The organism is Thalassomonas actiniarum, from assembly GCF_000948975.2.
Classification (GTDB): domain Bacteria; phylum Pseudomonadota; class Gammaproteobacteria; order Enterobacterales; family Alteromonadaceae; genus Thalassomonas; species Thalassomonas actiniarum.
Genome location: NZ_CP059735.1, coordinates 1,404,777 through 1,426,392, shown reverse-complemented (window position 1 = coordinate 1,426,392; position 21,616 = coordinate 1,404,777). Strand labels below are relative to the sequence as shown.

Genomic DNA, 21,616 nt, shown 5'->3' with positions numbered 1-21,616 from the left:
TTTACAAGCCCTGTTTCTCCTTAAAGCAAGCTAAATCAAACCAGGTTTGCCATTGCCTGGCATATAAAGTCCTCCACCTGTTGGCCGCCTCATGTTCAGACAACTTATCAACAACAACCAGGGCCGAAGCATCCGATATCATTTCAGTCGTAAAGTTCACCCCACCTAAGGCCTGGTAAAGGCAAGGATAAAACTGTTTTAACCGCCTCGAAGCCACTTTTTTAATCCAGCCAGCCGCCGGAGCACCACAATCCATCAACATACCAGGGTTCCTGCCCCAGCTTTCCTCGGTGTGGCAGTCACGATGAAAGGGGGGGAAATCGATAAATTTACCGCTTAGGCGACTGTCGGTCCAATTCGGTGTCCAGTTATATATAACAATAGGACGTTGCTGTTTCATCGCTCCTCTTAACATGCGCCATATGGCATGGTCATTATCAAATCTCTTGATGATAAAATTAAGCTTAAGCGCCCGAATTCTCGGACCTATATACCTGTCCCAGGGACCGGCATACAGCACCCCTTTACCTTGTGAGTCCTGATGGCTAAAAAGGGGAAAACAATCCCGCAATGCCTGCCAGCCCGGCAGACCCGGACACAATTTTTCGACATAATCCGGGTACCACCACTCTTCCCGACCTTGTGCCTGATGCGGCCCCAAGTCCAGGATTAAACCCCGGTTAACAAAGGATGCGAACTCTTCTGACATGGTTTCCTGCCAAACTTCCAGCTGCAAATCTATGATATTCTGGCTTAATGCTCCCCACTGATCCGCAACGGAAACCTCCTGATAGCGGATATCGATTCCCTGTTTTTCTATCACGGAGCCAATCACGTGTGACAATACCCGCTGACTGGTCCAGTTGTTAAGGGCGATCACCACAGGAAGGGCGCCTTTATCTTCAGGCGCAGCCATGACCGGGTGTAAACCGGGCATAAATAAACTAAGCAGAAATAACAGCAGCAGAGGTTTCATAGCAAAAATATGGCAGCATCACTTATTTCAGTTTGGTCGTAAATCAGGACGAACACCAGTTTGAGCAATATTAACTGGAAAAGAGCCTGCCCGGGCGCTAATGCTTTAAGTTAAATTGATATTAAGCTAAGCTCTCGGATAAAATTAACTTTTAGTGACGGATATAAGTAGTGAAATCAAAAGCGACCTCCTTTGACATTGCCTACAGGGCCGGTGTTTCCCAGTCCACGGTATCAAGAGCCCTAAGGAACAGTCCTTTAGTAAATGAAGAAACCCGGCTAAAAGTCCAGGCCATTGCCAGGGAATTAAATTACAAGGTAGATAAAAACGCCAGCAACCTGCGTACCCAGCAAAGCGCCACCATTGCCCTGCTGCTGTTTGAAGATCCCACCAGCGACGACTCCATGATCAACCCCTTTTTCCTGTCCATGTTAGGCAGCATTACCCGCGCCTGCTCGGATAAAGGCTATGACTTACTGGTTTCTTTCCAGCAAATGAATAATGACTGGCATGCCGACTTTGAAGATACCAATAAGGCCGACGGCATTATTTTGCTCGGCTATGGCGACTTTGTCGATTATGAACAAAAACTGCAGCAGTTAATCGAGCAAAATACCCGCTTTGTCCGCTGGGGCGCCGAAGCCAAAGGTTTGCCGATAGTATCGGTCGGTTGTGATAACTTTCACGGCGGCTACCAGCTCACCGAACATGTATTAAAAAACGGCCGCAAACAATTTGCCTTTTTAGGCGGCGCTTCCAGCCACTCCCCCGAATTTTTAGACCGCTATTTAGGACACTGTAAGGCATTAACGGATAATAACCTCAAGGTTGACCAGGCGTACCAGTTTGACGCCATCAGCACAGAAGAGTCCGGTTATGACGCCGCCAGAAAATTGCTAGACAGCGATTTACCCTTCGATGCTATTTTCGGAGCCAGCGATCTTATTGCCATAGGCGCAATGCGGGCCTTGCAGGAGCAAAAAGTTAATATCCCCGATGATGTTGCGGTGGTCGGTTTTGACGATATTCCCATTGCCAGCTTTACCTTTCCTCCCCTGACCACGGCAAGACAGAATACTAAGCTTGCCGGGGAGTTGCTGGTAGAAAAGCTGTTGAAACTGATTAACGAAGAAGCTGTCGACACCACCTTAATGCCAACAAGTTTAATCGTGAGAAAGTCTTGCGGCAGTTAGGGGATAAGTAAGCTTGCCGTTTTTTCACATCTGTCTTTACTAATGAAAAGCGCGTCATTGCCTGCATGGACCGCAGGTAGTTAGCTTATGTCAGGAACATATAAGCTGACCATATTTCCCTGGATATAGCCGCTCTTAACACATCCATCTTTACTAATGAAAAGCGCGTCATACTATCCTTCCATGGATATAGCCGCTCTCAACACATCCATCTTTACTAATGAAAAGCGCGTCATACTATCCTTCCATGGATATAAAAAACCAGCGGCAGATGCGCTGGTTTTTATTTAAAAGTTAAAGCAGGTGTTATTCCTGACTTTCCTGCTCTTCCTCTAAGGGTTCGAGCATTTCCACCTCAACCCTGTCCACACGCTGCAAACCGCGGGGTAACTTATTACCGCGTCGTCCGCGCTCACCACGGTAATGTTCGATATCACCGGGTTTAAGAGTCAGCTTTCTTTTACCCGCATGCAGGGTAACGGAACTCTCGGGAGTGATCACATGAATAAGCGTGACATATTCATCACGGGACTTAACCCGGGCCGATGGAATATTAATGATCTTATTGCCCTTACCTTTACTGAGTACAGGCAAATCTTTCAACGGAAACACCAGCATACGCCCTTCGTTGGTAACAGATAAACACAACTGGCTGTCAATCCTGGTTATCGCCCTTGGCGGCATCACTTTAGCCCCCGCAGGCAGGCTTAATAAGGCTTTACCGTTTTTATTACGGCTGACCATATCGGCAAAACTGCCGATAAAGCCATAACCGGCATCACTGCTGAGCAGGAACTGATGCTCATCTTCCGCCATTACCGCCTGGGTAAAGGTTTCCCCGGCGGCCAGGTTAAAGCGGCCGGTCAGCGGCTCCCCCTGGCTCCTGGCGGTAGGCAAGGTATGGGCATCGGTAGCATAAGCCCGGCCGGAGGAATCTATCACCACTACCGGAGAGTTACTTCGCCCCCTGGCAGAGCATAAATACTCGTCACCGGCTTTATAGTTTAACGCTTTAGGATCTATATCATGTCCCTTGGCACAACGCGCCCAGCCCTTGTCAGAAATCACTACGGTCACAGGTTCGCTTGGCACCAGATCTTTTTCCGATAATGCCTTGGCTTCACCCCGGACAATAATTTGCGAGCGGCGTTCATCGCCGTATTTTTCCGCCGCTTCCATCAATTCCTTTTTCATTAAGGTATTCATGCGCGCCTTGGAGTTCAGCACTTTTTCCAGATAATCCCGCTCTTTATTCAGCTCGTCCTGCTCGGCGCGGATCTTAATTTCTTCCAGCTTGGCCAGCTGACGTAACTTAATTTCCAGGATAGATTCGGCCTGGCGTTCAGACAGGCCAAAACGGGCAATCAACTCGGCTTTGGGCTCATCATAATTACGTATGATTTCGATCACTTCATCGATATTAAGGTAGGCAATCAGCAAGCCTTCAAGAATATGCAAGCGCGCCAGTACCTTATCCAGGCGATACTGCAGACGGCGGCGTATGGTTTCACGGCGAAACTCCAGCCACTCCGCCAGGATATCCCGTAAATTTTTCACCGCAGGACGGTTATCCAGGCCGATCATATTCAGGTTTGCCCGGTAGTTTTTCTCCAGATCTGTGGTGGCAAATAAATGCTGCATCAGCTGTTCGGTATCCACCCGGTTCGAGCGCGGCACTATCACCAAACGGGTGGGGTTTTCATGATCCGACTCATCACGCAAATCAACCACCATAGGCAGTTTTTTCGCCTGCATCTGGGCCGCTATCTGCTCCAGCACCTTACCGCCGGAAGCCTGGTGCGGCAGTGCGGTGATCACTATGTCTCCCTGCTCAATCTCATAGACAGCGCGCATCTTGATGCTGCCGCGGCCGGTTTGATAGATTTTTTCAATTTCCGCTTTCGGGGTAATGATCTCGGCATCGGTAGGGTAATCCGGCCCCTGGATATGCTCGAGCAAATCCGCCACTTCAGCCTTAGGTTGCTCAATTAAGTGCACACAGGCATTGGCAACCTCCCGGACATTATGGGGAGGAATATCTGTGGCCATGCCCACGGCAATACCGGTAATACCGTTCAGTAAAATATGGGGTAAGCGGGCAGGTAAGGTTTTCGGCTCTTTCATGGTGCCGTCAAAGTTAGGGATCCAGTCTACCGTACCCTGCCCTAATTCCGATAACAGCAACTCACTGAAGCGGGATAACCTTGCTTCGGTATAGCGCATCGCGGCAAAGGATTTGGGATCATCCGGTGCCCCCCAGTTACCCTGGCCGTCAACCAGGGGATAGCGGTAGGAAAACGGCTGCGCCATCAACACCATGGCTTCATAACAGGCAGAGTCGCCGTGGGGGTGGAATTTACCCAAAACATCCCCGACGGTACGGGCAGATTTTTTATATTTGGCAACCGCCGATAGTCCAAGCTCAGACATGGCATAAACAATACGCCTTTGCACCGGTTTCAGACCGTCACCGATATGGGGTAAGGCCCGGTCCATGATGACATACATGGAATAATTGAGATAAGCTTCTTCGGTAAAACGCCGTAAAGGGACTTGCTCTACGCCTTCAAGGCTATATTCGAGTGCATCAGACATGAAATGATTTTCCTAATGGGCAATGCAGCATATTGCTGTTACTACTTAATTATTATTTTGCTCGCCAGCGCGGTACAGATAAGGCCGAACAAAGGTTCCCGGGCCGGCAGCAATAGCGCTATTATACGGATATCGCGCTGGAAAAAACAGCTAAGTCAATTGAAAGTATTTATTTTCGCTATCCAAGCTTACAACTATCATATAAAAATGATGTTTGAACAGCAAATCAACTGATATTTCAAGGAAAAACAGCGGTTACATTTGCTGATGCGGAGAAAAGCTCACCACCTGGTTGCAGCCTTTTTTCTTTGCCACCGACATGGCCTTGTCGGCAGCATGCAACAAGAGTTCAAACTGGGGGATCACCTGGTGCAAACTGGCAACGCCGAAGCTGGCACTGACCGGGCATTCGATTCCCAAATGACTGAAGTTATACTCAAAAATTTTCTCTCGCAGGCGCTCGGCTATCGCCTTGGCTTCATCGAGGTTGGCTTCCGGTAAAATAGCGGCAAATTCCTCACCGCCGATGCGGGCAAAGATATCTCTTGAACGCATGGTTTCATTGCCCAGTTTAGCTACCTGCTGCAGCACTTTATCGGCAATATCATGGCTGTAGTCGTCATTGATTCTTTTGAAAAAGTCAATATCAAGCACTATGGCGCTAAACTCGCTTTGCTCTTCCACCGCTTTTGAGGTCTGCAACTGCCCCTGGGCAAATAACGCCTTACGGTTAAGCAGCTTGGTTAAACTGTCGGTTTGCGCCATTTTCTGCAGTACCCGCCGCACTTTGAACTGCCGCAAAGATAAAACAAAAAACACCAAAGTGGTCACAATCAGCAAAATGAAGTTCTTCTGCTGGGCATTTTTCTGGTTTTCCGCATCGCGGATCTGAAACTGCTTTAAAATATTTTGGTTATTGATTAATTCATTTTCTTTAAGCTTACGGTCAGTTTCATACTTTTTATTCAGCATGCTGACGGTATCGGCATTTTTTTTATCCGAATAAGCCTCATAACGCTTGAGGTATTCTTTCTTTTCCGCAAAAGCCAAATCAAACTGTTTTTTAACGGCATAGCTATCCGCCATCAATAAATGATACTGTAAAAATTTCGGCTGGTTTAACACATGCTCGGGCAAATCTGTGGTCAGTTTTTTTGCCGATTCCAGCACAGAAAACGCCGAATCTATTTTGCCGCTTGCAAGCAATAGCTTGGCTTTAACCAGTAACAGCAGATAACTTTCGGCGCTGTTATATAAAGCAAGGTTGTCATTAAGCTTTTCCAGCTGCGCCTCTAGCGCTTGCGGGGATGTTTGCGCCAGTTCGAACAAGGCGAGAATTTTCGCATTAACGCTGGTATTTTGCTTATCTTTGACAATTGAAGAGACTTTTCGGCTCTGCTCGGCTCCCTTGATCTTTTCCTGGGCAAGCACAGGGATAAAACAGCCGATAAAAAGCGCCACAAGACAGAAAAACGAGCGGGGTGGTTTTCCAGGGATCAACCACATATACAGTTACCCCCCTGGTTTTTTGCCCGGTAAAGCATTTTCTCCGCATTCTTGATCAGCGACTCCAGATCCAAATGCTGCTTTTCATCAAAGCTGGCAAAACCTATGCTGATAGAAACATTATCCTCGGAAGAGAGTTGCCACTGGTAACGTTCAATTTTTTCTTTTAATTCCACCGCAATATTCATGGCTTGCTTTTTATCGCTTTCGGGTAAGAAAATAATAAATTCTTCTGCGCTAAAGCGGCCAAAAATATCGATGCGTTTCAGTAATTTTTTCCCCAGCATGGCGATTTTCTTTAAGATTTCATCGCCGATCTGGTGTCCCAGCTGATCATTGATTTCTTTAAAATTGTCTATGTCTATCATCAGGGCAACCAGGGGAGCATGCTGCTGTTTTGCCCGGGAAAAATAACGCTGTCCCTGCTTCAATAGTCGGTGACGGTTCACCAAGCCGGTCAGGTCATCGAGATGGGTCACCCGGCGCAGCTTTTTCTGTCCGCGCACTAAAGTTGATAACAGCCAGACAAAAATCAATGCAACCACGCCACTCATCATCAAATAAAACTGCTGTGCTTTTGCCTGCTTATTGGCTTCGGCTAACTCGGCATTATTCAGGGAACGTTTTTGCTCAAGAATTTTTTTATGCAGATCCGCCTGTTTGCTTTCATAACGCAAACGTAATTCTTCAACCGCTTCAATATCGGCGGCATTAAGCTTTTCAACCCGGTAGTCAACCGATTCGGATTTAAAGCGATAGGCTTTTTCATATTGCCCGAGCACATAATAAATATCCGCCTTTAACCGGATCATCAGATAATAGTTATTGTCCCTGGGCTGCTCCTGTTCCGACATCAGTTTCTCAGCCGAAAAAATCGATTCCAGCGCTTCGTCATAACGTTGCAGGTTTTTAAAAATAATCGCCTTATCGAGCAGGTAAGTCACCGGCATATCTTTATTGCCGTTATAGTCGACATATTGCTCTGCCATCTTAAAGTAGCGGTAGGCCACTTCCGGCTCTTTCTCTTCCTTATAGATGTATGACAAGGCTAAGCCGGTATAAACACCATAAAAAAACGGGTTATTAACAACATCACCGGCTTCGGCAATCACCTTGTTGTAGATACGAATGGCGCTGGCATATTCTTCATTATTGTAATGGGAGGTGGCGATATTGGATAACACCCAGACCGCAGAAAAGGTCAGCGATGAGTTCTTATAATGCTGGTAGGAACGCTGTAAAAACTGCATGGATTTATCATTCTGGCCAATAGTGGAATACAAATTGCCCAGCTCGGAATTAATCCCGCCCTGCAATTCTTCATTGCCAAGCTTATTGGCTATCATCAGGGCATCGTTTAACACCACAATGGAAAGATCATAACGTTCGGTTAAATAATAGATGGCCCCCAGGTTTGACAAACCTTCGGCGATCATATTTTTATCATCGAGGGAGCGCGCTACTTCCAGGCCGTTTTTATAGTCCTGCAAGGCAAGTTCCAGGTTGCCCAGGCTCTCGGTGGCAAAACCTTTGCTGTAGGATAACTCGGCAATATGAATACTCGGGCTGCTTAGCTGAGAGGACAACTTTAAACCTTTAGTGGCGGCATTCAGGCTCAGCTGAAATTCCGCCAAATTGGCATAAAGAGATGACTGTAAGGTATAGAATTTCACCCTTTCATTAAGGCTGAGCTTGGAAAGCTGATCTTCGACGCTGTTTAACCTTTCCAGCGCCTGGGCAGGGGTGTCTTTTTCCAGGGTTTCCACCTGCTCCACCACCAGGGAAAAATTCAGGCTGAGCGCACTCTGAAAAGCCGCAACATCACAAGATATTAACAAAAACAGATATAAATATAAGCATTTGAAACATAACGTTAATGTATTACACCGTTTGAACAAATGCCAACATCCCATTTAAGCCAGAAACACCGAAAATTCTTAATAAAACTAGCTCACTATAAAATGAAAATCAGCCACCGACAATGATAATTTTTCTGATAATAAAAAATAATGTCTTATTTCTGATCTTGACTTTTTCGTGTCAGTTCAAAATCCCAAAAACTGGCTTCGATTTTATGGCCCTCGGGGTCGATAACAAAACAGCCGTAATAAGGCTCGCCGTAATCGGGTCGGGCCCCGGGTTTGCCGTTACACTCGGCGCCGGATAAAAGCGCCTGCTGATAAAAGTTATCAACCTGCAATTTACTCTTGGCCATAAAACCAAAGTGGGTACCGTTGCCGACCGTCATCGCCTTTTTATCAAAAGGGATCTGCACCCAGAATTCGGGATAGCCCTTGCCGAAGGCCAGCGCGTGCTCATACTCGGACACCAGCTCTATGTCCAAAGTTTTTAATACCGGACAATAGAAGGCTTTTGCCCGGCTTAGATCATTTGTGCCTATCGAGGCATGGCAAATAGTGCGTTCATGCTTGGCTTTCATAGCTTATATTCCTTTTACCCGGCTTTACTTTTATGCGGGTTAACTTTGCGAATAAATAATGCCGCCAATAAGGCTAAAATACTTGCGGCAACTAAACATACCACCAGGCCATAGGCCTGAAATAAATAACCGGACAGCACAGTGCCCAGCAAACGTCCCTGGGCATTGGCCATATAATAGAAACCGACATCCATAGAGACTTCATCCTGGTTCGACAATGCCAGGATCAGATAGCTATGCAGGGAGGAGTTAACCGCAAAGACCAGACCGAAAACAATCAAACCTGTTACCAGCACCACACCGGTATATTGCGGGGTTTGCTGAGCATATAAGGCAACTACCAGCAATGCCGTAACAGCGGCCAATACCAGGCCCCAGAAAGAAACCAGTTTTGCCCCCGGCAATTTGCCTTTGCTGCTGCCGGTAATTTTCGGGGTATAAACCTGCACCAGGCCATAGGCTATGACCCAAAACGCCATAAAAGTGCCGACATATTCATGCTGCCACCCCAACTGGCTCACCAGATAAACCGGCAAGGCCACCACAAACCAGACATCCCGGGCGGCAAACAGGCACAACCTGGCGGCCGATAAGTAATTAAGCGCCGCACTCTTGGAAAAGATCTGGCGAAATTTAGGCTTACTTTTGGCTTTACCAATTTCCCCGGTTAATACCCGGATACTGAAAATGGCCACCAGGGATAACATCAGTGCCATCAGCAATAAGGCACCGCGAAAACCAAGCAGCGCCAGCAGCAAGCCGCCGAGAAAAAAGCCCAGGCCTTTTAAGGCATTTTTAGAGCCGGTTAACAGCGCCACCCAGCGAAACAATTTTCCGGACATATCTTCGGGCAGCAGGGTTTTAACACCGCTTTTCGCGCTCATTTTATTCAGATCTTTGGCGATACCCGATATCGCCTGCGCCAGCATCACCCAAAAAACCGATAAATACTCCACCGGTACGGTTAACATCAGCAAGGCAAAAACCTGCATCACCAGGCCGATATTCATGGTTTTATTCAAACCAATCCGCGCCCCGAGCCAGCCGCCGACCAGGTTAGTGATCACACCAAAAAACTCATAAAACAAAAACAGCATGGCAATGGCCAGCGGCGCATAACCGAGCTGGTGGAAATACAACACCACCAGCATACGCAAAGCACCGTCGGTGAGGGTAAAGCCCCAATAGTTGCCCGTGATCACCAGGTATTGTTTTACCGCCGGTGGCAAGCTAGAAATTTTCGACCACATCTGTTATTTATCTCCAAGATCACCTGAGCAAAGGCAGCTAAGCAACCCTTTGCTTTTAAAGCGACAGCGCCAGCTTACGCATTAATTCTGCACTGCGGTTTGCATAACCCCATTCATTGTCATACCAGAGATACATCTTCAGCTGGCTGTTATTGACCACCATAGTAGATAAGGCATCGACAATAGCAGATCTCGGATCTGTCTTATAATCGACACTTACCAGGGGCCTTTCTTCATAACCTAAAATACCTTCAAGCTCGCCTTTGGCAGCGTCCGCCATCAGGGCATTAATTTCCTCTTCGGTGACATCACGCATCAACTCAAACACACAATCGGTGATGGAGGCATTCGCCAAAGGCACCCGGATAGCATGGCCGTTTAACTTACCCTTAAGCTCGGGGAAAATATGGGTAATGGCCGTTGCCGAACCTGTGGTGGTAGGAATTAAACTCTGGCCGCAGGCTCGGGCCCGGCGCAGATCTTTGTGGGGGGCGTCCAATATGGTTTGGGTATTGGTAATATCATGAATCGTGGTCATGCTGCCATGTTTAATGCCGATATTATCCTGCAAAACTTTCACCACCGGAGCCAGGCAGTTAGTGGTACAGGAGGCGGCAGTGACTATGTCATGGACCTTAGCGTCATATAAATCATCATTAACGCCCATCACCAGGTTTAACACCCCTTCTTCTTTTACCGGCGCCGTCACCAATACCTTTTTCACGCCCTGCTCAAGATAAGCCTGCAACTTGGCCTTGGTTTTCATTTTTCCGGAGGCTTCAATAACAATATCGCACCCGGACCAGTCGGTATCATTAATACTTGTATTGCGGCTGGTGGTAAGTTGCTTATCATCAATTGAGATCTGCTCTTCCTGTCCCGAAGCGGCGTATTGCCACTTGCCGTGCACGGAATCAAAGTTGAGCAAATGCGCCAAAGTGGCGGCATCACCTGCCGGATCATTGATATGCACAAATTCAATTTCAGGCCAAGACCAGGCCGCCCTTAATACCAGCCGTCCCATACGGCCGAAACCATTAATGCCAACTTTTATTGTCATTACCGTTACCTTTTAAATAAATAGTTTTGTCAGTTAGTTTGCGATTGCTTTCATGCCCTTAGCTATTTGCCAGCATCAGCTCAAGGACAGCACAGCACTTGTCTGTCGGGGCGGTTGCCCATCTCCAATAGCCGTTGCCGGCTTGGCGCCAAATAGTGTTGGGAGTTTTCAAAGCAATCAGAGATAGCCGTTAGCTGCCAGCTTGCCAACTTGGCTGACAAGCTATAAAACACCCATTTACCCGCCCGCCGGTCTGCTAATAGCCCTTGCTCCCGTAAGATGGCCATATGGCGGGAAATTTTCGGCTGGGATAAATCCAGCGCCTGGGTCAGCTCACAGACACATAATTCCTGCTCGGCAAAAATGAGTAAGATCAGCTGTAGCCGGGTATCATCCGCCAGGGCTTTAAAAAATGGTAAACTTTGCATTCAATTACCTGATATCGCTTTTTCCAGGTAGGTTTAAGCAACACATATGGAAAATCATATATGCGAATTATCATATGTGTTCATTTTATTTACAAGCGCTAATTTAGTCTTTAGAGTATTTTTCAGGAATGAATAACAATCAAATGATGGACCCCATATGTTAAGCGTCATACAAAAAACCACTAAGCTTCAAGCCCTATTTTTGCCCGTATTATTGTTATCTGTCAGTGCTTGCGCCGGGAATAATGCTCAAGACCAGGGCAACATCGTCAGTCTGGAGGAGATATCTGCCCCGGCTGATTTTGACAACGTTCACCTGATGGCGCTTGGCAGCGATAAGCATGCTTCCGAATACCTGATTTTCATAAAAAAGAAAGTCGCCGCCCATTATCACGCCAAACATAGTGAAATTGTGTATATCCTGGAGGGAGAAGGGATGATGCGCTTAGGTGATAATAAAAAACGGGTAAAAAAAGGTGATTATATCCGTATCCCCCAAGGTACGGTACACGCCGTTGAGGTTAGCTCCAAACAGCCGATGAAGGTGCTTTCGGTGCAGACCCCCGAGTTTGAAGGCCAGGACAGGATTTTTGTAAAGGAAGGATAAATTAACAAGTTAAAAATAACGGGCAAGCAAGAAATACTCACCCGTGAATTTCTGACAGGAATATAGCTAAGGGAAACTTCCCCTTAACAAACAGGCCAATACTAAACCTGGGCCATGTCCCCTTTGGTTTGCAACCATTCCTTACGGTCTCCGGCACGCTTTTTCGACAGCAACATATCCATGACTTCCATGGTTTCCGAATGCTCGTCTACCGTTAATTGCACCAGGCGGCGGGTATTGGGATCCATGGTGGTTTCCCTGAGCTGCAGCGGATTCATTTCCCCCAGGCCTTTAAAGCGCTGGACGTTAACCTTACCGCGTTTTTTCTCCGCTTCTATCCTATCGAGCACGCCGTCTTTTTCCGCTTCATCCAGGGCGTAAAATACTTCTTTGCCGACATCGATACGATAGAGCGGCGGCATCGCCACATAAACATGACCAGCCCGCACCAAAGGCAGGAAATGCTGGGTAAAGAGCGCACATAATAAGGTCGCAATATGCAAGCCGTCGGAGTCGGCATCCGCCAGGATACAGATTTTTCCGTACCTGAGTTCCTCCAGATTTTCACTGTCGGGATCTATGCCCAAGGCCACGGAAATATCATGAACCTCCTGAGAGGCCAGGATTTGTCCCGACTCCACTTCCCAGGTATTTAATATTTTCCCCCTAAGCGGCATGATCGCCTGGGTTTCCCTGTCTCTGGCCTGTTTGGCGCTGCCGCCGGCCGAGTCCCCTTCCACCAGGAAAAGTTCGGTGCGGGAAAGATCCTGGCTGCCGCAGTCGGTTAATTTACCCGGCAGCGCAGGGCCCTGGGTAATTTTCTTACGTACCACTTTTTTACTGGCGCGCAAACGGCGCTGGGCATTGGAAATACAAAATTCTGCCAACGCTTCGGCTATTTCGGTATGCTCGTTGAGCCATAAACTAAAAGCATCTTTGACCACACCGGTAACAAAGGCGGAACATTGCCTTGAAGACAACCGCTCTTTGGTTTGCCCGGCAAATTGCGGATCCTGCATTTTAATCGACAGGATAAAACTACATTTATCCCAGATATCGTCCGGGGTCAGTTTAAGGCCGCGGGGGATCAGGTTACGAAATTCACAAAACTCGCGCATCGACTCCAAAAGCCCCTGGCGTAAACCGTTAACATGGGTGCCCCCCTGAATAGTAGGGATCAGGTTGACGTAGCTTTCACCGATTGACTCTCCCCCTTCCGGTAACCAAGTCACCGCCCAGTCCGCCGCTTCATGCTGGGAAGAAAAAGAACCGATAAAAGGCTCTTCCGGCAGGCTGACATAACTTTTAACCGACTCTTTTAAATAGTCCTTTAAGCCGTCTTCGTAACACCATTGGTACTTCTTATCTTCATTTTTATCATGAAATTTTATCGTCAAGCCGGGACATAACACCGCTTTTGCTTTTAACAGATGCGTCAGGCGCAGCGCTGAAAACTTTGGCGAGTCAAAATAGTTGGCATCCGGCCAGAACTTAACCCGGCTGCCGGTATTGCGGCGACCAACGGTGCCGGTTTCGGTAAGTTCCTGTACCTTTTCCCCGTTTTCAAACGCCATTTCAAAAACTTTACTGTCGCGTTTTACCGTAACATCCACCCGGGTGGACAGGGCATTAACCACGGAAATCCCCACCCCGTGCAAACCACCGGAAAACTGGTAGTTTTTATTGGAAAATTTACCGCCGGCATGTAACTTACTGAAAATCAGCTCAACCCCGGAAACCCCCTCTTCGGGATGGATATCCGTCGGCATACCCCGGCCGTCATCGATCACTTCAATGGACTGGTCTTTATCCAGGATCACGCTAATATTTTGCGCATGTCCCGCCAGCGCTTCATCGACAGAGTTATCAATAACCTCCTGGGCCAGGTGGTTTGGCCGGGTGGTATCGGTATACATGCCCGGGCGACGGCGTACAGGATCTAAGCCGCTGAGGACTTCAATGGATTCGGAATTATATTGTTCGCTCATGTAAACTTCTAATCGTAGTTAAGGTGATTATTAACGCAGCTAGCGGCTTTTTGCCGGCTCATTTCACAGTTTCAGCTTAGTTCCCCGCTACCTGACAGGCAGGGGTAACTGAAAAAACTGCATAATATCAGGCAAGGTATCTTGATAGCCAACAAAACTATGGTCGCCTCCATTGTGGATATGGAGGTGGCAATCCTGATATTTTGCTGCCGCCTGCCGGTAATTTAACACTTCATCGCCGGTTTGTAACATAACCAGGTAATTATTTTTTAAACTTATGTTAGATTCCAAGGCTTTAAGGGCATCAATTTCCCCTGTTCCTATCCAGTAAACCTCACCGGTATAAGGGTTGGTCTGCTCGCTGGGATACTCTTTTAATAGCTGATAGGGCTTTACCGCCGGATTAATAAGCACGGCCGGCAAGGCATATTTTTCAGCCAGGTAATGGGCAAAATAGCCTCCCAGCGAGGAGCCGATTAACAACCAGCGGCTGTTTTCTTGCTCAAGGCTGTTTTCCTGCTCAGGGCTGTTTTCCTGCCCGGCATGATGCGCCATCAAATTTTCCAGCTGCTCAATCGCCCCCCGGCTGTTGGTCTTTAATTGCGGGCAATAAAAGCCAACCCCAGGGTGATTAGCCGCCAGATAATCCCGGGTCTGCACCGCTTTAACCGATAGCGGAGAAGAGTTAAAGCCGTGGATATAAAGGATGTTGTTTTGCTTGTTCAAAGGACTTCCAGATAATGTACTTGAGTATTTATACTTGTATCTTCATTCAGGGTAAAAAGCCTGTATCCCGGCCCCTGTGCCAAGGCGCTCACGGTTTCACAGCCGGGATCAAACTGTATTGAAGTCGCCGGACAAGTATGGACAACAAGCGGACAACCGCTGTTTTCGGGTGAAAGTGTCAAACCTCTGTGCACATGGCCGCAAGCCACGGCTTTCATAGAAGGGAAGTTCTCGGTTAACTGCCAAAATTCTTCCGCATTGGTTAAACCATGACGGTCAATAAAATAACCGACAGCAACCGGATGATGATGCATAAAAATCAGCTGTGACTTATCCGGGTTAACCGCTTGCTTTAACTGCTGCAGGCTTTGCTTGGAAAGGTAACCTGCCGGGGTATCCCCTTTACTGCTTAATAAGCAGACCTGCCAACGGAGATCTTCTATCACTTTGCCCGGATGAAAATAAGGGGGAGTTAGATACTTGTTTAGCAGGGATTCATCGTCATGGTTGCCCGGCAAAAAATAGACCGGCACCTTAAGATTGGCCTGGCGTACCAGATCGGCAAAATGCCGATAAGAAAGCTCTGTATGATCTTGACTCAAGTCCCCGGTAAAAACCAGGTAATCCAGGGCGTGATTATTACTGAGTTCAGTCAGTACCCGCTGCAGATTGTCATAAACATTGACCCCGCAATGCAGGGCGCTTTTATCGGCAAATAAATGGCAATCACTGATTTGCGCCAGGGTGATGGCAGAAGAAGACAAGTCTTTTAACTCCGGATTAATTGAAATAGTTCAGGAAACAGAAGGTAAACATTTACTCACCTGGTAACGCTCTAAAGACTCTACCTTATTACACCTTAGCCTGTGCTTTATTACTTAATTCCTCACTAAGTAAAGAGCGGTACATGCACCTGCCCCAGTTGCAGGCACAGTTGCAGCCATTCGTTTAAAAACAAATTAATTTGCTGCTTCTCATCCGGCTGGTGCATATTTTCATTGGGATAGTCATACCTGGGTTTTACCTGATAAACATCCTGGCTGGAAATCACTTCCGCCATGCGGGCATCATGATATAAACGTATCGACATGCTCGGGCGCAATAACTTGGCCAGATCACAACCGGTAATATGGGCATCCTGGGCAATAGTGATCAAGCTGGTATAACGGGTCACCTCATCGACTGTCACCGAATAAGAGATAAAATCTGAGATAAAAAAGCATCTTTGCTCTCCCACCTGCTCTTTATCCGCCAGCAGTTTCAACAACATCATATAGTTGGTTTCACACAAGTTCATCAAAACCGACAAGCGAGGTTGATACCTGGCCCGGCCGCTAATGTGGTTGTCGTTACCGCTTTCAAATGCTCTTGTCATCAGGTTTGCCACGAAGTTTGAAGTTTTTGGTAGTTAAGCGCTAGCCATTGTAACCCAATTATAGTCGCAGCGTTGCTAATTTTGCCGTTTTCCAGCAGCTGCAACGCCTGAACCCGGGAAAAAACATGCACCCGGATATCTTCCCCTTCCTCCTCCAGGCCATATACACCGCCGACATTGGCGCTGTTTATCCTGGCGGCATATAGATGGATATATTCACTCATACCGCCGGGACTGGAGAAATATTTCAGTACCGGGACCAGATCGGCCGCTTTAATATCCAGGTCGGCTTCTTCTTTTGCTTCACGAACGGCAACCTCAGCGGCACTTTCCCCTTCATCAAACATACCGGCAACAAATTCCAGTAACCAGGGAGATTCGCCGCTGCGCAAAACCCCCGGCCGAAATTGCTCCAGCAAAACCACGGCATCGTTGACCGGATCATAGGGCAGCAAAACAACGGCATCGCCACGTTCAAAAATCTCCCGGGTTAAAGTCTTGCTAAAACCGCCGTTAAATAACCTGTGACTGACATGATATTCATTTATCTTGAAAAAACCCTGGTATTTGGTTTCTTTTGCATGTTCAATAACGTCTTCTGAGCTAAACTGTTCTCTTTTTTCAGGGCTAATATTTGTTTTCATTTTCATGCTCACAAAGGGAAAGAATTCGCGATAATATTTTGTTACACTAGTATACACAGGTAAACACTTATTTTATTTGGCTAATTTGAAAAGCCTAGTAGGATAGTGCGCCATAAAATAATAGAAAAAAATTCACTAAAGGAATTGCTTGCGCATGAAAAAAACAATTACCTCTCTACTTATTGGCTTAGCTTGTGCGGCAAGCAGCACCAATGTATTTGCTGATGACTTGTTAACTGTCTATCAGCAGGCTTTGGAGAATGATCCGGTAGTATTGAAGGCGGCGGCACAATATAACATCGCCAAAGAAGATATCGAACTGGCCCGCGCCACCTTGTTACCTAAATTATCTGCCAGCGGCAGCTTTAGCGACGGGCAAACAGAGTCCGATGACGAAACCACTCACAGTCAAAGCGAAAGCACCAGCTACGGTGCCACGCTGAGCATGGAACTTTATCACCACGATTCCTGGTTACGTTTAGACAGCTCGAAAAAATCTGCCCACCGCAGCGACTTAAGCTATCAGGTAGCCAAACAGGATTTGATTGTCCGCGTTACCCAGGCCTACTTTAACCTGCTGAGCGCCAAAGACGATTTGGAATTTGCTACCGCGGAAAAAATCGCCATTGAGCGCCAGTTAGAGCAAACCAAACAAAGGTTTTCAGTGGGTTTAACCGCGATCACCGATGTACATGAAGCCCAGGCACAATATGATAATGCGGTGACCAGTGAAATCCGCGCCGAAAACAATATCTATACCGCTGAAGAAGCCCTTAGGGTGATCACTAATGTTTATCCGAAAAACATCAGCATATTAAACACAGAACGTTTCAGCACCAGCCGTCCGTTGCCGGACAGCGCCAATGAATGGCAGCAAACTGCAGAAGCGAAAAGCCTGGATTTAATCGCCCAGAAAATCGCGGTAGATATTGCCAAAGAAGATATCAGTATCGCCAATGCCGGTCACTTGCCGACGTTAGACTTTAACGGCAATTATTCAAATGCCAAATCCGAAGTAAATGATATCAGCGGCCCGTATATCGACAGTCATTCTGTCGGCATTACCCTGTCGGTACCTATTTATTCCGGTGGTGCGACTTCCAGCAGTGTCCGCAGGGCGCAGCACAGCTATGTTGCTGCCAGCCAGGATCTGGCTTCCGTTCACCGCGGCGTAGTACAAGATACCCGTAATGCCTATAACACTGTGATTGCGGCGATTTCTGCAATTAAATCACTTGAGCAGGCCCTGGTCAGTGCGCAAAAAGCACTGGAAGCAACCGAAGCCGGTTTTGAAGTGGGCACCCGGACCATAGTTGATGTACTTAACAGTACCCGTAACCTTTATGATGCCAAGCGTAACCTGTCTACGACACGTTACAGCTATATCCAAAGCGTATTGAACCTCAAACGCGCCGGCGGTACCATTACCGAGCAGGATATCAATGATATCAATAAAGGTTTGATAGCGGCTAAATAATCGCAGGACTCCAGTATCGTCACTCTTTCACATCCATGTGACCGTGACATACCATACATTCTGAACATAAAAAAAACCGACGTCAGTCGGTTTTTTTTATGTTCAAAAATTAATGACAAAGCAAACTTTTGCCTTACCAAAAACCCTGGTACTTTAATCTTCCAAACGTATGGTATTGATAATTTCCGTGGTAGAAATACCCGCTTCAAAGTTCAGTACTTTCACCTCTCCCCCGGCAGCCATCACTTCCTTGCCGCCGGCAATATCTTCTACCTGGTAATCGCCCCCTTTAACCAGTAAGTCCGGTAATATATTGGCGATAAGGCGTTGCGGCGTATCTTCGCTAAAGCTCACCACCCAGTCGACCGCAGCCAAACCTGCCAGTACCGCCATTCTCCTGTCGGCGACATTGACCGGACGACCCGGGCCTTTTAACCGGGTGACCGAAGCATCATCATTGACGGCGACAATTAACCTGTCTCCGAGTTTTCTGGCATTTTCCAGGTAGGAGACATGGCCGGCATGCAAAATATCGAAACAGCCATTGGTCATCACGATTTTTTCACCGCGCCCGTTAGCCGCCTCCACGGCAATCTTCAACTGCTCTTCGCTCAGTACGCCAAAACCGCTTTCCTGAACATGGTCAAGCTCGGTTAATAATTCCGCTTCGCTGACGGTCGATGTGCCCAGTTTGCCGACAACAATACCGGCGGCGGTATTTGCCAGCGCACTTGCCTGGGTAAAGGTAGCACCGGCGGCAACGGCCAGCGCCAGCGTGGCAATAACCGTATCCCCGGCACCGGTAACATCATAAACCTCTTTTGCCTGGGTCGGTAAATGAAACTCCTGCTGATCTTTTCTTAGCAAGGTCATACCGTGTTCACTGCGGGTCACCAGCAAGGCCTGAAGATCAAGCTCGGTCAGTAACTTCTGCCCTTTAGCCACCAGCTCAGCTTCGCTGTCACAGGGGCCGACAACGGCTTCGAACTCCGACATATTCGGGGTCAACATAGTCGCGCCGCGGTAGCGGGAAAAATCATTCCCTTTAGGGTCTACCAGTACCGGCACCTTATGCTCCTTCGCCTGGCGGATCAGCGCCTGGACATCGGACAAGGTTCCCTTGTTATAATCGGATAACAATAATAAATCGTGCTCAGGCAGCTGTTCAGCCACTTCCGCCTGCAAACCGGCTTTATCTATTTTCTCCAGCGACTCTTCAAAATCAAGACGGATCAACTGCTGATTCCGACTCAGCACCCTGAGTTTGGTGATGGTCGGGACCTGGTGGTGCTGGCTAAAACTGCAGTGAATATCCATGGCCTGCAAATGGGTCTTTAACGTCTGTGCTGCTTCATCTTCTCCGGTAATGCCTGCCAGCGTGACTTTGCCGCCAAGTGAAGCAAGGTTGAGGGCAACATTACCGGCACCGCCGGGTCTTTCATCATTGTTATTTATCTTAACCACAGGCACGGGCGCTTCCGGAGAAATACGTTGTGTCGGGCCGTACCAATAGCGATCAAGCATAATGTCGCCAACGACTAAAACGCTGGCCTGATTAAAAGCGGGAATATCTACTTTCATCCTGAGTCTCTTAACAGATATAATGGCGACTAGTGTAGCATATGAAATTCAATGAGTTGATACCATCTAGTGAGCAAAAATAAAGTTTTACAGCCAAATTTTAAATTATCCTTCCTGTTACCCAAATACTGGCTCACCTGGCTAGGGGTTTTTGTTTTATACAGCATTTCCTGGTTGCCCTATAAATTACAATTAGCCATGGGCAAAATGATCGGCAGACTGCTCTATAAAGTCGGCTCAAGCCGCAAAAAGGTAGCCCTGAGAAACATCCAGTTATGTTTTCCCCAGATGTCTGAAGCCGAGCAACTAAGCATGCTCAAAAAAAACTTTGAAAATACCGGCATCGCCCTGCTTGAAACCGGCATGGGCTGGTGGTGGCCGGATTGGCGGGTAAAACGCAAAGTAAAAGTCAAAGGCCTGGAGCATATCAAAACAGCCCAGGAAAACGGTAACGGCGTATTGCTGCTTGCCATGCATTACCTGAGTGCCGAAATCAACTGCCGCGGCATAGGTTACACTAACCCTATGGTGGTGTTTTACCGTCCCCACAATAACCAGCTCATGGAATACTTCCAGTTTCGCGGCCGCGGACGCTCCAACAAATATATGTTGGGCAAAAAAGACGTTAAAGGCCTGCTGAAAGCCCTTGGCGACGGCGAAGCATGCGTATATTTACCGGATCAGGACTATGGCCGCAACCGCAGCCTGTTTGTACCTTTTTTTGGCGTTAAAGATGCCGCCACCACCACAGGCACATTAATTTTTGCCAGAAAGAAAAATACCAAGTCGATGATGATCATCCCTACCCGGAATGACGACGGCAGCGGTTACACCATAGAAGTCATGCCGCCGCTGGAAAATTTCCCGAGCCATGATGACGAGCAGGACCTGATCCGGGTCAACCAGGAGCTGGAAAAAGCCATTTCCCGCAAGCCGGAACAGTATATGTGGCTGCACCGCCGCTTTAAAACCCGGCCAAATACTGACGATCCATCATTGTATAAATAGTAAACTTTAAGTATGGTATAAGTATCGTTAACAATTTTGTTATCTGTGGGAATCAATTAAGCAATGAAATTCTGGCTTCCTAAAATTATTTTTGGCTTGATATTAATCATAGTGGCCTTTCTATTGCTTAAAAATCAGGATTTTATATTTGCCCCCTCAGGCGAAGGCAGCGCAGTTGCAGAGATAGACCTGCCGGTTCAGCCAAAAAAATCAACCAGGCTGGAAGATACTACAATAAAACCTAAGTCCAGGGCGGTGAATAAAGAATCCACCAATGCCGCCGCCGAGGGCCTGTCACGCTTTTATGCCAGCATCAATTCAGACTTGGGCAAAAAAGGTCCAAGGATCAAAAACCATGTTGTTTTTCTACCCGAGCCCAAGGGAGACATAGACAAGCTGCTTGAGGCCAGACGCCTGGTTACCCGGCCGCTGAGGGCCAACTGGCAGGGAGACAAAGAATCCCGTCCGTTTCGGGTAGGACAAACCGTGTTTCAGAAATTATCCGAATATGCCGAAGATAACGGCCTGCAAGTTATCTGGTGGCTTAACCGGGACTTTTTGGTAAAAGATCCCTTCCGCATCAATAAAAACATTATCGATACCGCCTATCAGCTGGGCAAAGGCGTGGAAGGACATTTTGAAAACGGCGTTTCCACCTTTTTCTGTTACCGTCACCGCACCCTGGTACTCATCGACCTGCCAACCGATTACATTAAAAAACAGTGTACTTTGCTGAAATCAAAAACCGGCTACAATTAACCG

General features: G+C 47.5%; 19 protein-coding genes. 5 read left to right on the top strand and 14 right to left on the bottom strand.

Annotated features, from left to right (window positions below; genetic code table 11):
• Position 1: 1 nt before the first annotated feature.
• A complete protein-coding gene (locus SG35_RS06285; protein WP_044835405.1) occupies positions 2–937 on the bottom strand; it encodes an ABC transporter substrate-binding protein in 936 nt (311 codons plus the stop codon).
• 209 nt (positions 938–1,146) lie between these two features.
• On the opposite strand from SG35_RS06285, the gene SG35_RS06280 reads away from it, so the two are divergent.
• Positions 1,147–2,169 carry a LacI family DNA-binding transcriptional regulator gene (locus SG35_RS06280; protein ID WP_044835336.1) on the top strand — a complete coding sequence of 341 codons (1,023 nt, stop codon included), beginning with the start codon at positions 1,147–1,149 and terminating at the stop codon, positions 2,167–2,169.
• Between the two features lie 306 nt (positions 2,170–2,475).
• Here SG35_RS06280 and parC read toward each other — a convergent pair whose 3' ends face one another.
• The 7 genes from parC to SG35_RS06245 all read right to left on the bottom strand — a co-directional run bounded on the left by parC (position 2,476) and on the right by SG35_RS06245 (position 11,448).
• Complete coding sequence (gene parC, locus SG35_RS06275; protein ID WP_044835335.1) at positions 2,476–4,764, bottom strand: DNA topoisomerase IV subunit A; 2,289 nt, start codon at positions 4,762–4,764, stop codon at positions 2,476–2,478.
• Between the two features lie 255 nt (positions 4,765–5,019).
• The gene (locus SG35_RS06270) at positions 5,020–6,270 is read right to left on the bottom strand and encodes a GGDEF domain-containing protein (protein WP_053043359.1); all 1,251 of its coding nucleotides are present in this window, start codon (positions 6,268–6,270) and stop codon (positions 5,020–5,022) included.
• Positions 6,261–8,108: a tetratricopeptide repeat-containing diguanylate cyclase gene (locus SG35_RS06265; protein ID WP_044835333.1), complete on the bottom strand. Its 1,848-nt coding sequence runs from the start codon at positions 8,106–8,108 to the stop codon at positions 6,261–6,263. The genes SG35_RS06270 and SG35_RS06265 overlap by 10 nt, the downstream gene beginning before the upstream one ends.
• A 176-nt stretch (positions 8,109–8,284) precedes the next feature.
• Positions 8,285–8,710 carry a VOC family protein gene (locus tag SG35_RS06260; RefSeq protein WP_044832294.1) on the bottom strand — a complete coding sequence of 142 codons (426 nt, stop codon included), beginning with the start codon at positions 8,708–8,710 and terminating at the stop codon, positions 8,285–8,287.
• 14 nt (positions 8,711–8,724) lie between these two features.
• Positions 8,725–9,960: an organoarsenical effux MFS transporter ArsJ gene (gene arsJ / locus SG35_RS06255; protein WP_044832293.1), complete on the bottom strand. Its 1,236-nt coding sequence runs from the start codon at positions 9,958–9,960 to the stop codon at positions 8,725–8,727.
• 55 nt (positions 9,961–10,015) lie between these two features.
• Positions 10,016–11,020: an ArsJ-associated glyceraldehyde-3-phosphate dehydrogenase gene (locus SG35_RS06250; RefSeq protein ID WP_044832292.1), complete on the bottom strand. Its 1,005-nt coding sequence runs from the start codon at positions 11,018–11,020 to the stop codon at positions 10,016–10,018.
• Positions 11,021–11,100: 80 nt separating this feature from the next.
• On the bottom strand, positions 11,101–11,448 hold the full coding sequence (locus SG35_RS06245; RefSeq protein ID WP_044832291.1) for a metalloregulator ArsR/SmtB family transcription factor: 348 nt from the start codon (positions 11,446–11,448) through the stop codon (positions 11,101–11,103).
• 157 nt (positions 11,449–11,605) lie between these two features.
• Between SG35_RS06245 and SG35_RS06240 the strand changes: the two genes are divergently transcribed.
• Positions 11,606–12,055, top strand: coding sequence for a cupin domain-containing protein (locus SG35_RS06240; RefSeq protein WP_084692668.1), 450 nt, complete (start codon positions 11,606–11,608; stop codon positions 12,053–12,055).
• Positions 12,056–12,156: 101 nt separating this feature from the next.
• Here the strand turns inward: SG35_RS06240 and parE are convergent, their stop codons facing one another.
• The 5 genes from parE to SG35_RS06215 form a co-directional block, all read right to left on the bottom strand.
• Positions 12,157–14,043, bottom strand: coding sequence for a DNA topoisomerase IV subunit B (parE, locus tag SG35_RS06235; protein WP_044832290.1), 1,887 nt, complete (start codon positions 14,041–14,043; stop codon positions 12,157–12,159).
• Positions 14,044–14,130: 87 nt separating this feature from the next.
• Positions 14,131–14,769: a YqiA/YcfP family alpha/beta fold hydrolase gene (locus SG35_RS06230; protein WP_053042955.1), complete on the bottom strand. Its 639-nt coding sequence runs from the start codon at positions 14,767–14,769 to the stop codon at positions 14,131–14,133.
• Positions 14,766–15,533, bottom strand: coding sequence for a metallophosphoesterase (locus SG35_RS06225; protein WP_053042954.1), 768 nt, complete (start codon positions 15,531–15,533; stop codon positions 14,766–14,768). Before SG35_RS06225 ends, SG35_RS06230 begins: the two co-directional genes overlap by 4 nt.
• 125 nt (positions 15,534–15,658) lie before the next feature.
• Positions 15,659–16,144 carry a DUF1249 domain-containing protein gene (locus tag SG35_RS06220; RefSeq protein WP_053042953.1) on the bottom strand — a complete coding sequence of 162 codons (486 nt, stop codon included), beginning with the start codon at positions 16,142–16,144 and terminating at the stop codon, positions 15,659–15,661.
• Positions 16,144–16,788 carry an NUDIX domain-containing protein gene (locus tag SG35_RS06215; RefSeq protein WP_152646569.1) on the bottom strand — a complete coding sequence of 215 codons (645 nt, stop codon included), beginning with the start codon at positions 16,786–16,788 and terminating at the stop codon, positions 16,144–16,146. The genes SG35_RS06220 and SG35_RS06215 overlap by 1 nt, the downstream gene beginning before the upstream one ends.
• A 154-nt stretch (positions 16,789–16,942) precedes the next feature.
• Here SG35_RS06215 and tolC point away from each other — a divergent pair, with 154 nt between their 5' ends.
• On the top strand, positions 16,943–18,265 hold the full coding sequence (gene tolC, locus SG35_RS06210; protein ID WP_044832287.1) for an outer membrane channel protein TolC: 1,323 nt from the start codon (positions 16,943–16,945) through the stop codon (positions 18,263–18,265).
• A gap of 153 nt (positions 18,266–18,418) precedes the next feature.
• Here the strand turns inward: tolC and hldE are convergent, their stop codons facing one another.
• Positions 18,419–19,846, bottom strand: a complete 1,428-nt coding sequence (gene hldE / locus SG35_RS06205; RefSeq protein ID WP_044832286.1) for a bifunctional D-glycero-beta-D-manno-heptose-7-phosphate kinase/D-glycero-beta-D-manno-heptose 1-phosphate adenylyltransferase HldE — start codon at positions 19,844–19,846, stop codon at positions 18,419–18,421.
• Between the two features lie 69 nt (positions 19,847–19,915).
• Between hldE and lpxL the strand changes: the two genes are divergently transcribed.
• Positions 19,916–20,854 (top strand): LpxL/LpxP family Kdo(2)-lipid IV(A) lauroyl/palmitoleoyl acyltransferase, encoded by a 939-nt coding sequence (lpxL, locus tag SG35_RS06200; protein WP_044832285.1) that lies wholly within the window; start codon positions 19,916–19,918, stop codon positions 20,852–20,854.
• A gap of 63 nt (positions 20,855–20,917) precedes the next feature.
• Positions 20,918–21,613 (top strand): TcpQ domain-containing protein, encoded by a 696-nt coding sequence (locus SG35_RS06195; RefSeq protein WP_044832284.1) that lies wholly within the window; start codon positions 20,918–20,920, stop codon positions 21,611–21,613.
• Positions 21,614–21,616 lie beyond the last annotated feature (3 nt).

Coding starts and splice junctions, on each gene's coding strand:
- SG35_RS06285 (WP_044835405.1), bottom strand. CDS start 937: ATGCCCGGTTTACACCCGGTCATGGCTGCGCCTGAAGATAAAGGCGCC.
- parC (WP_044835335.1), bottom strand. CDS start 4,764: ATGTCTGATGCACTCGAATATAGCCTTGAAGGCGTAGAGCAAGTCCCT.
- SG35_RS06270 (WP_053043359.1), bottom strand. CDS start 6,270: ATGTGGTTGATCCCTGGAAAACCACCCCGCTCGTTTTTCTGTCTTGTG.
- SG35_RS06260 (WP_044832294.1), bottom strand. CDS start 8,710: ATGAAAGCCAAGCATGAACGCACTATTTGCCATGCCTCGATAGGCACA.
- arsJ (WP_044832293.1), bottom strand. CDS start 9,960: ATGTGGTCGAAAATTTCTAGCTTGCCACCGGCGGTAAAACAATACCTG.
- SG35_RS06250 (WP_044832292.1), bottom strand. CDS start 11,020: ATGACAATAAAAGTTGGCATTAATGGTTTCGGCCGTATGGGACGGCTG.
- SG35_RS06245 (WP_044832291.1), bottom strand. CDS start 11,448: ATGCAAAGTTTACCATTTTTTAAAGCCCTGGCGGATGATACCCGGCTA.
- SG35_RS06240 (WP_084692668.1), top strand. CDS start 11,606: ATGTTAAGCGTCATACAAAAAACCACTAAGCTTCAAGCCCTATTTTTG.
- parE (WP_044832290.1), bottom strand. CDS start 14,043: ATGAGCGAACAATATAATTCCGAATCCATTGAAGTCCTCAGCGGCTTA.
- SG35_RS06220 (WP_053042953.1), bottom strand. CDS start 16,144: ATGACAAGAGCATTTGAAAGCGGTAACGACAACCACATTAGCGGCCGG.
- SG35_RS06215 (WP_152646569.1), bottom strand. CDS start 16,788: ATGAAAACAAATATTAGCCCTGAAAAAAGAGAACAGTTTAGCTCAGAA.
- tolC (WP_044832287.1), top strand. CDS start 16,943: ATGAAAAAAACAATTACCTCTCTACTTATTGGCTTAGCTTGTGCGGCA.
- hldE (WP_044832286.1), bottom strand. CDS start 19,846: ATGAAAGTAGATATTCCCGCTTTTAATCAGGCCAGCGTTTTAGTCGTT.
- SG35_RS06195 (WP_044832284.1), top strand. CDS start 20,918: ATGAAATTCTGGCTTCCTAAAATTATTTTTGGCTTGATATTAATCATA.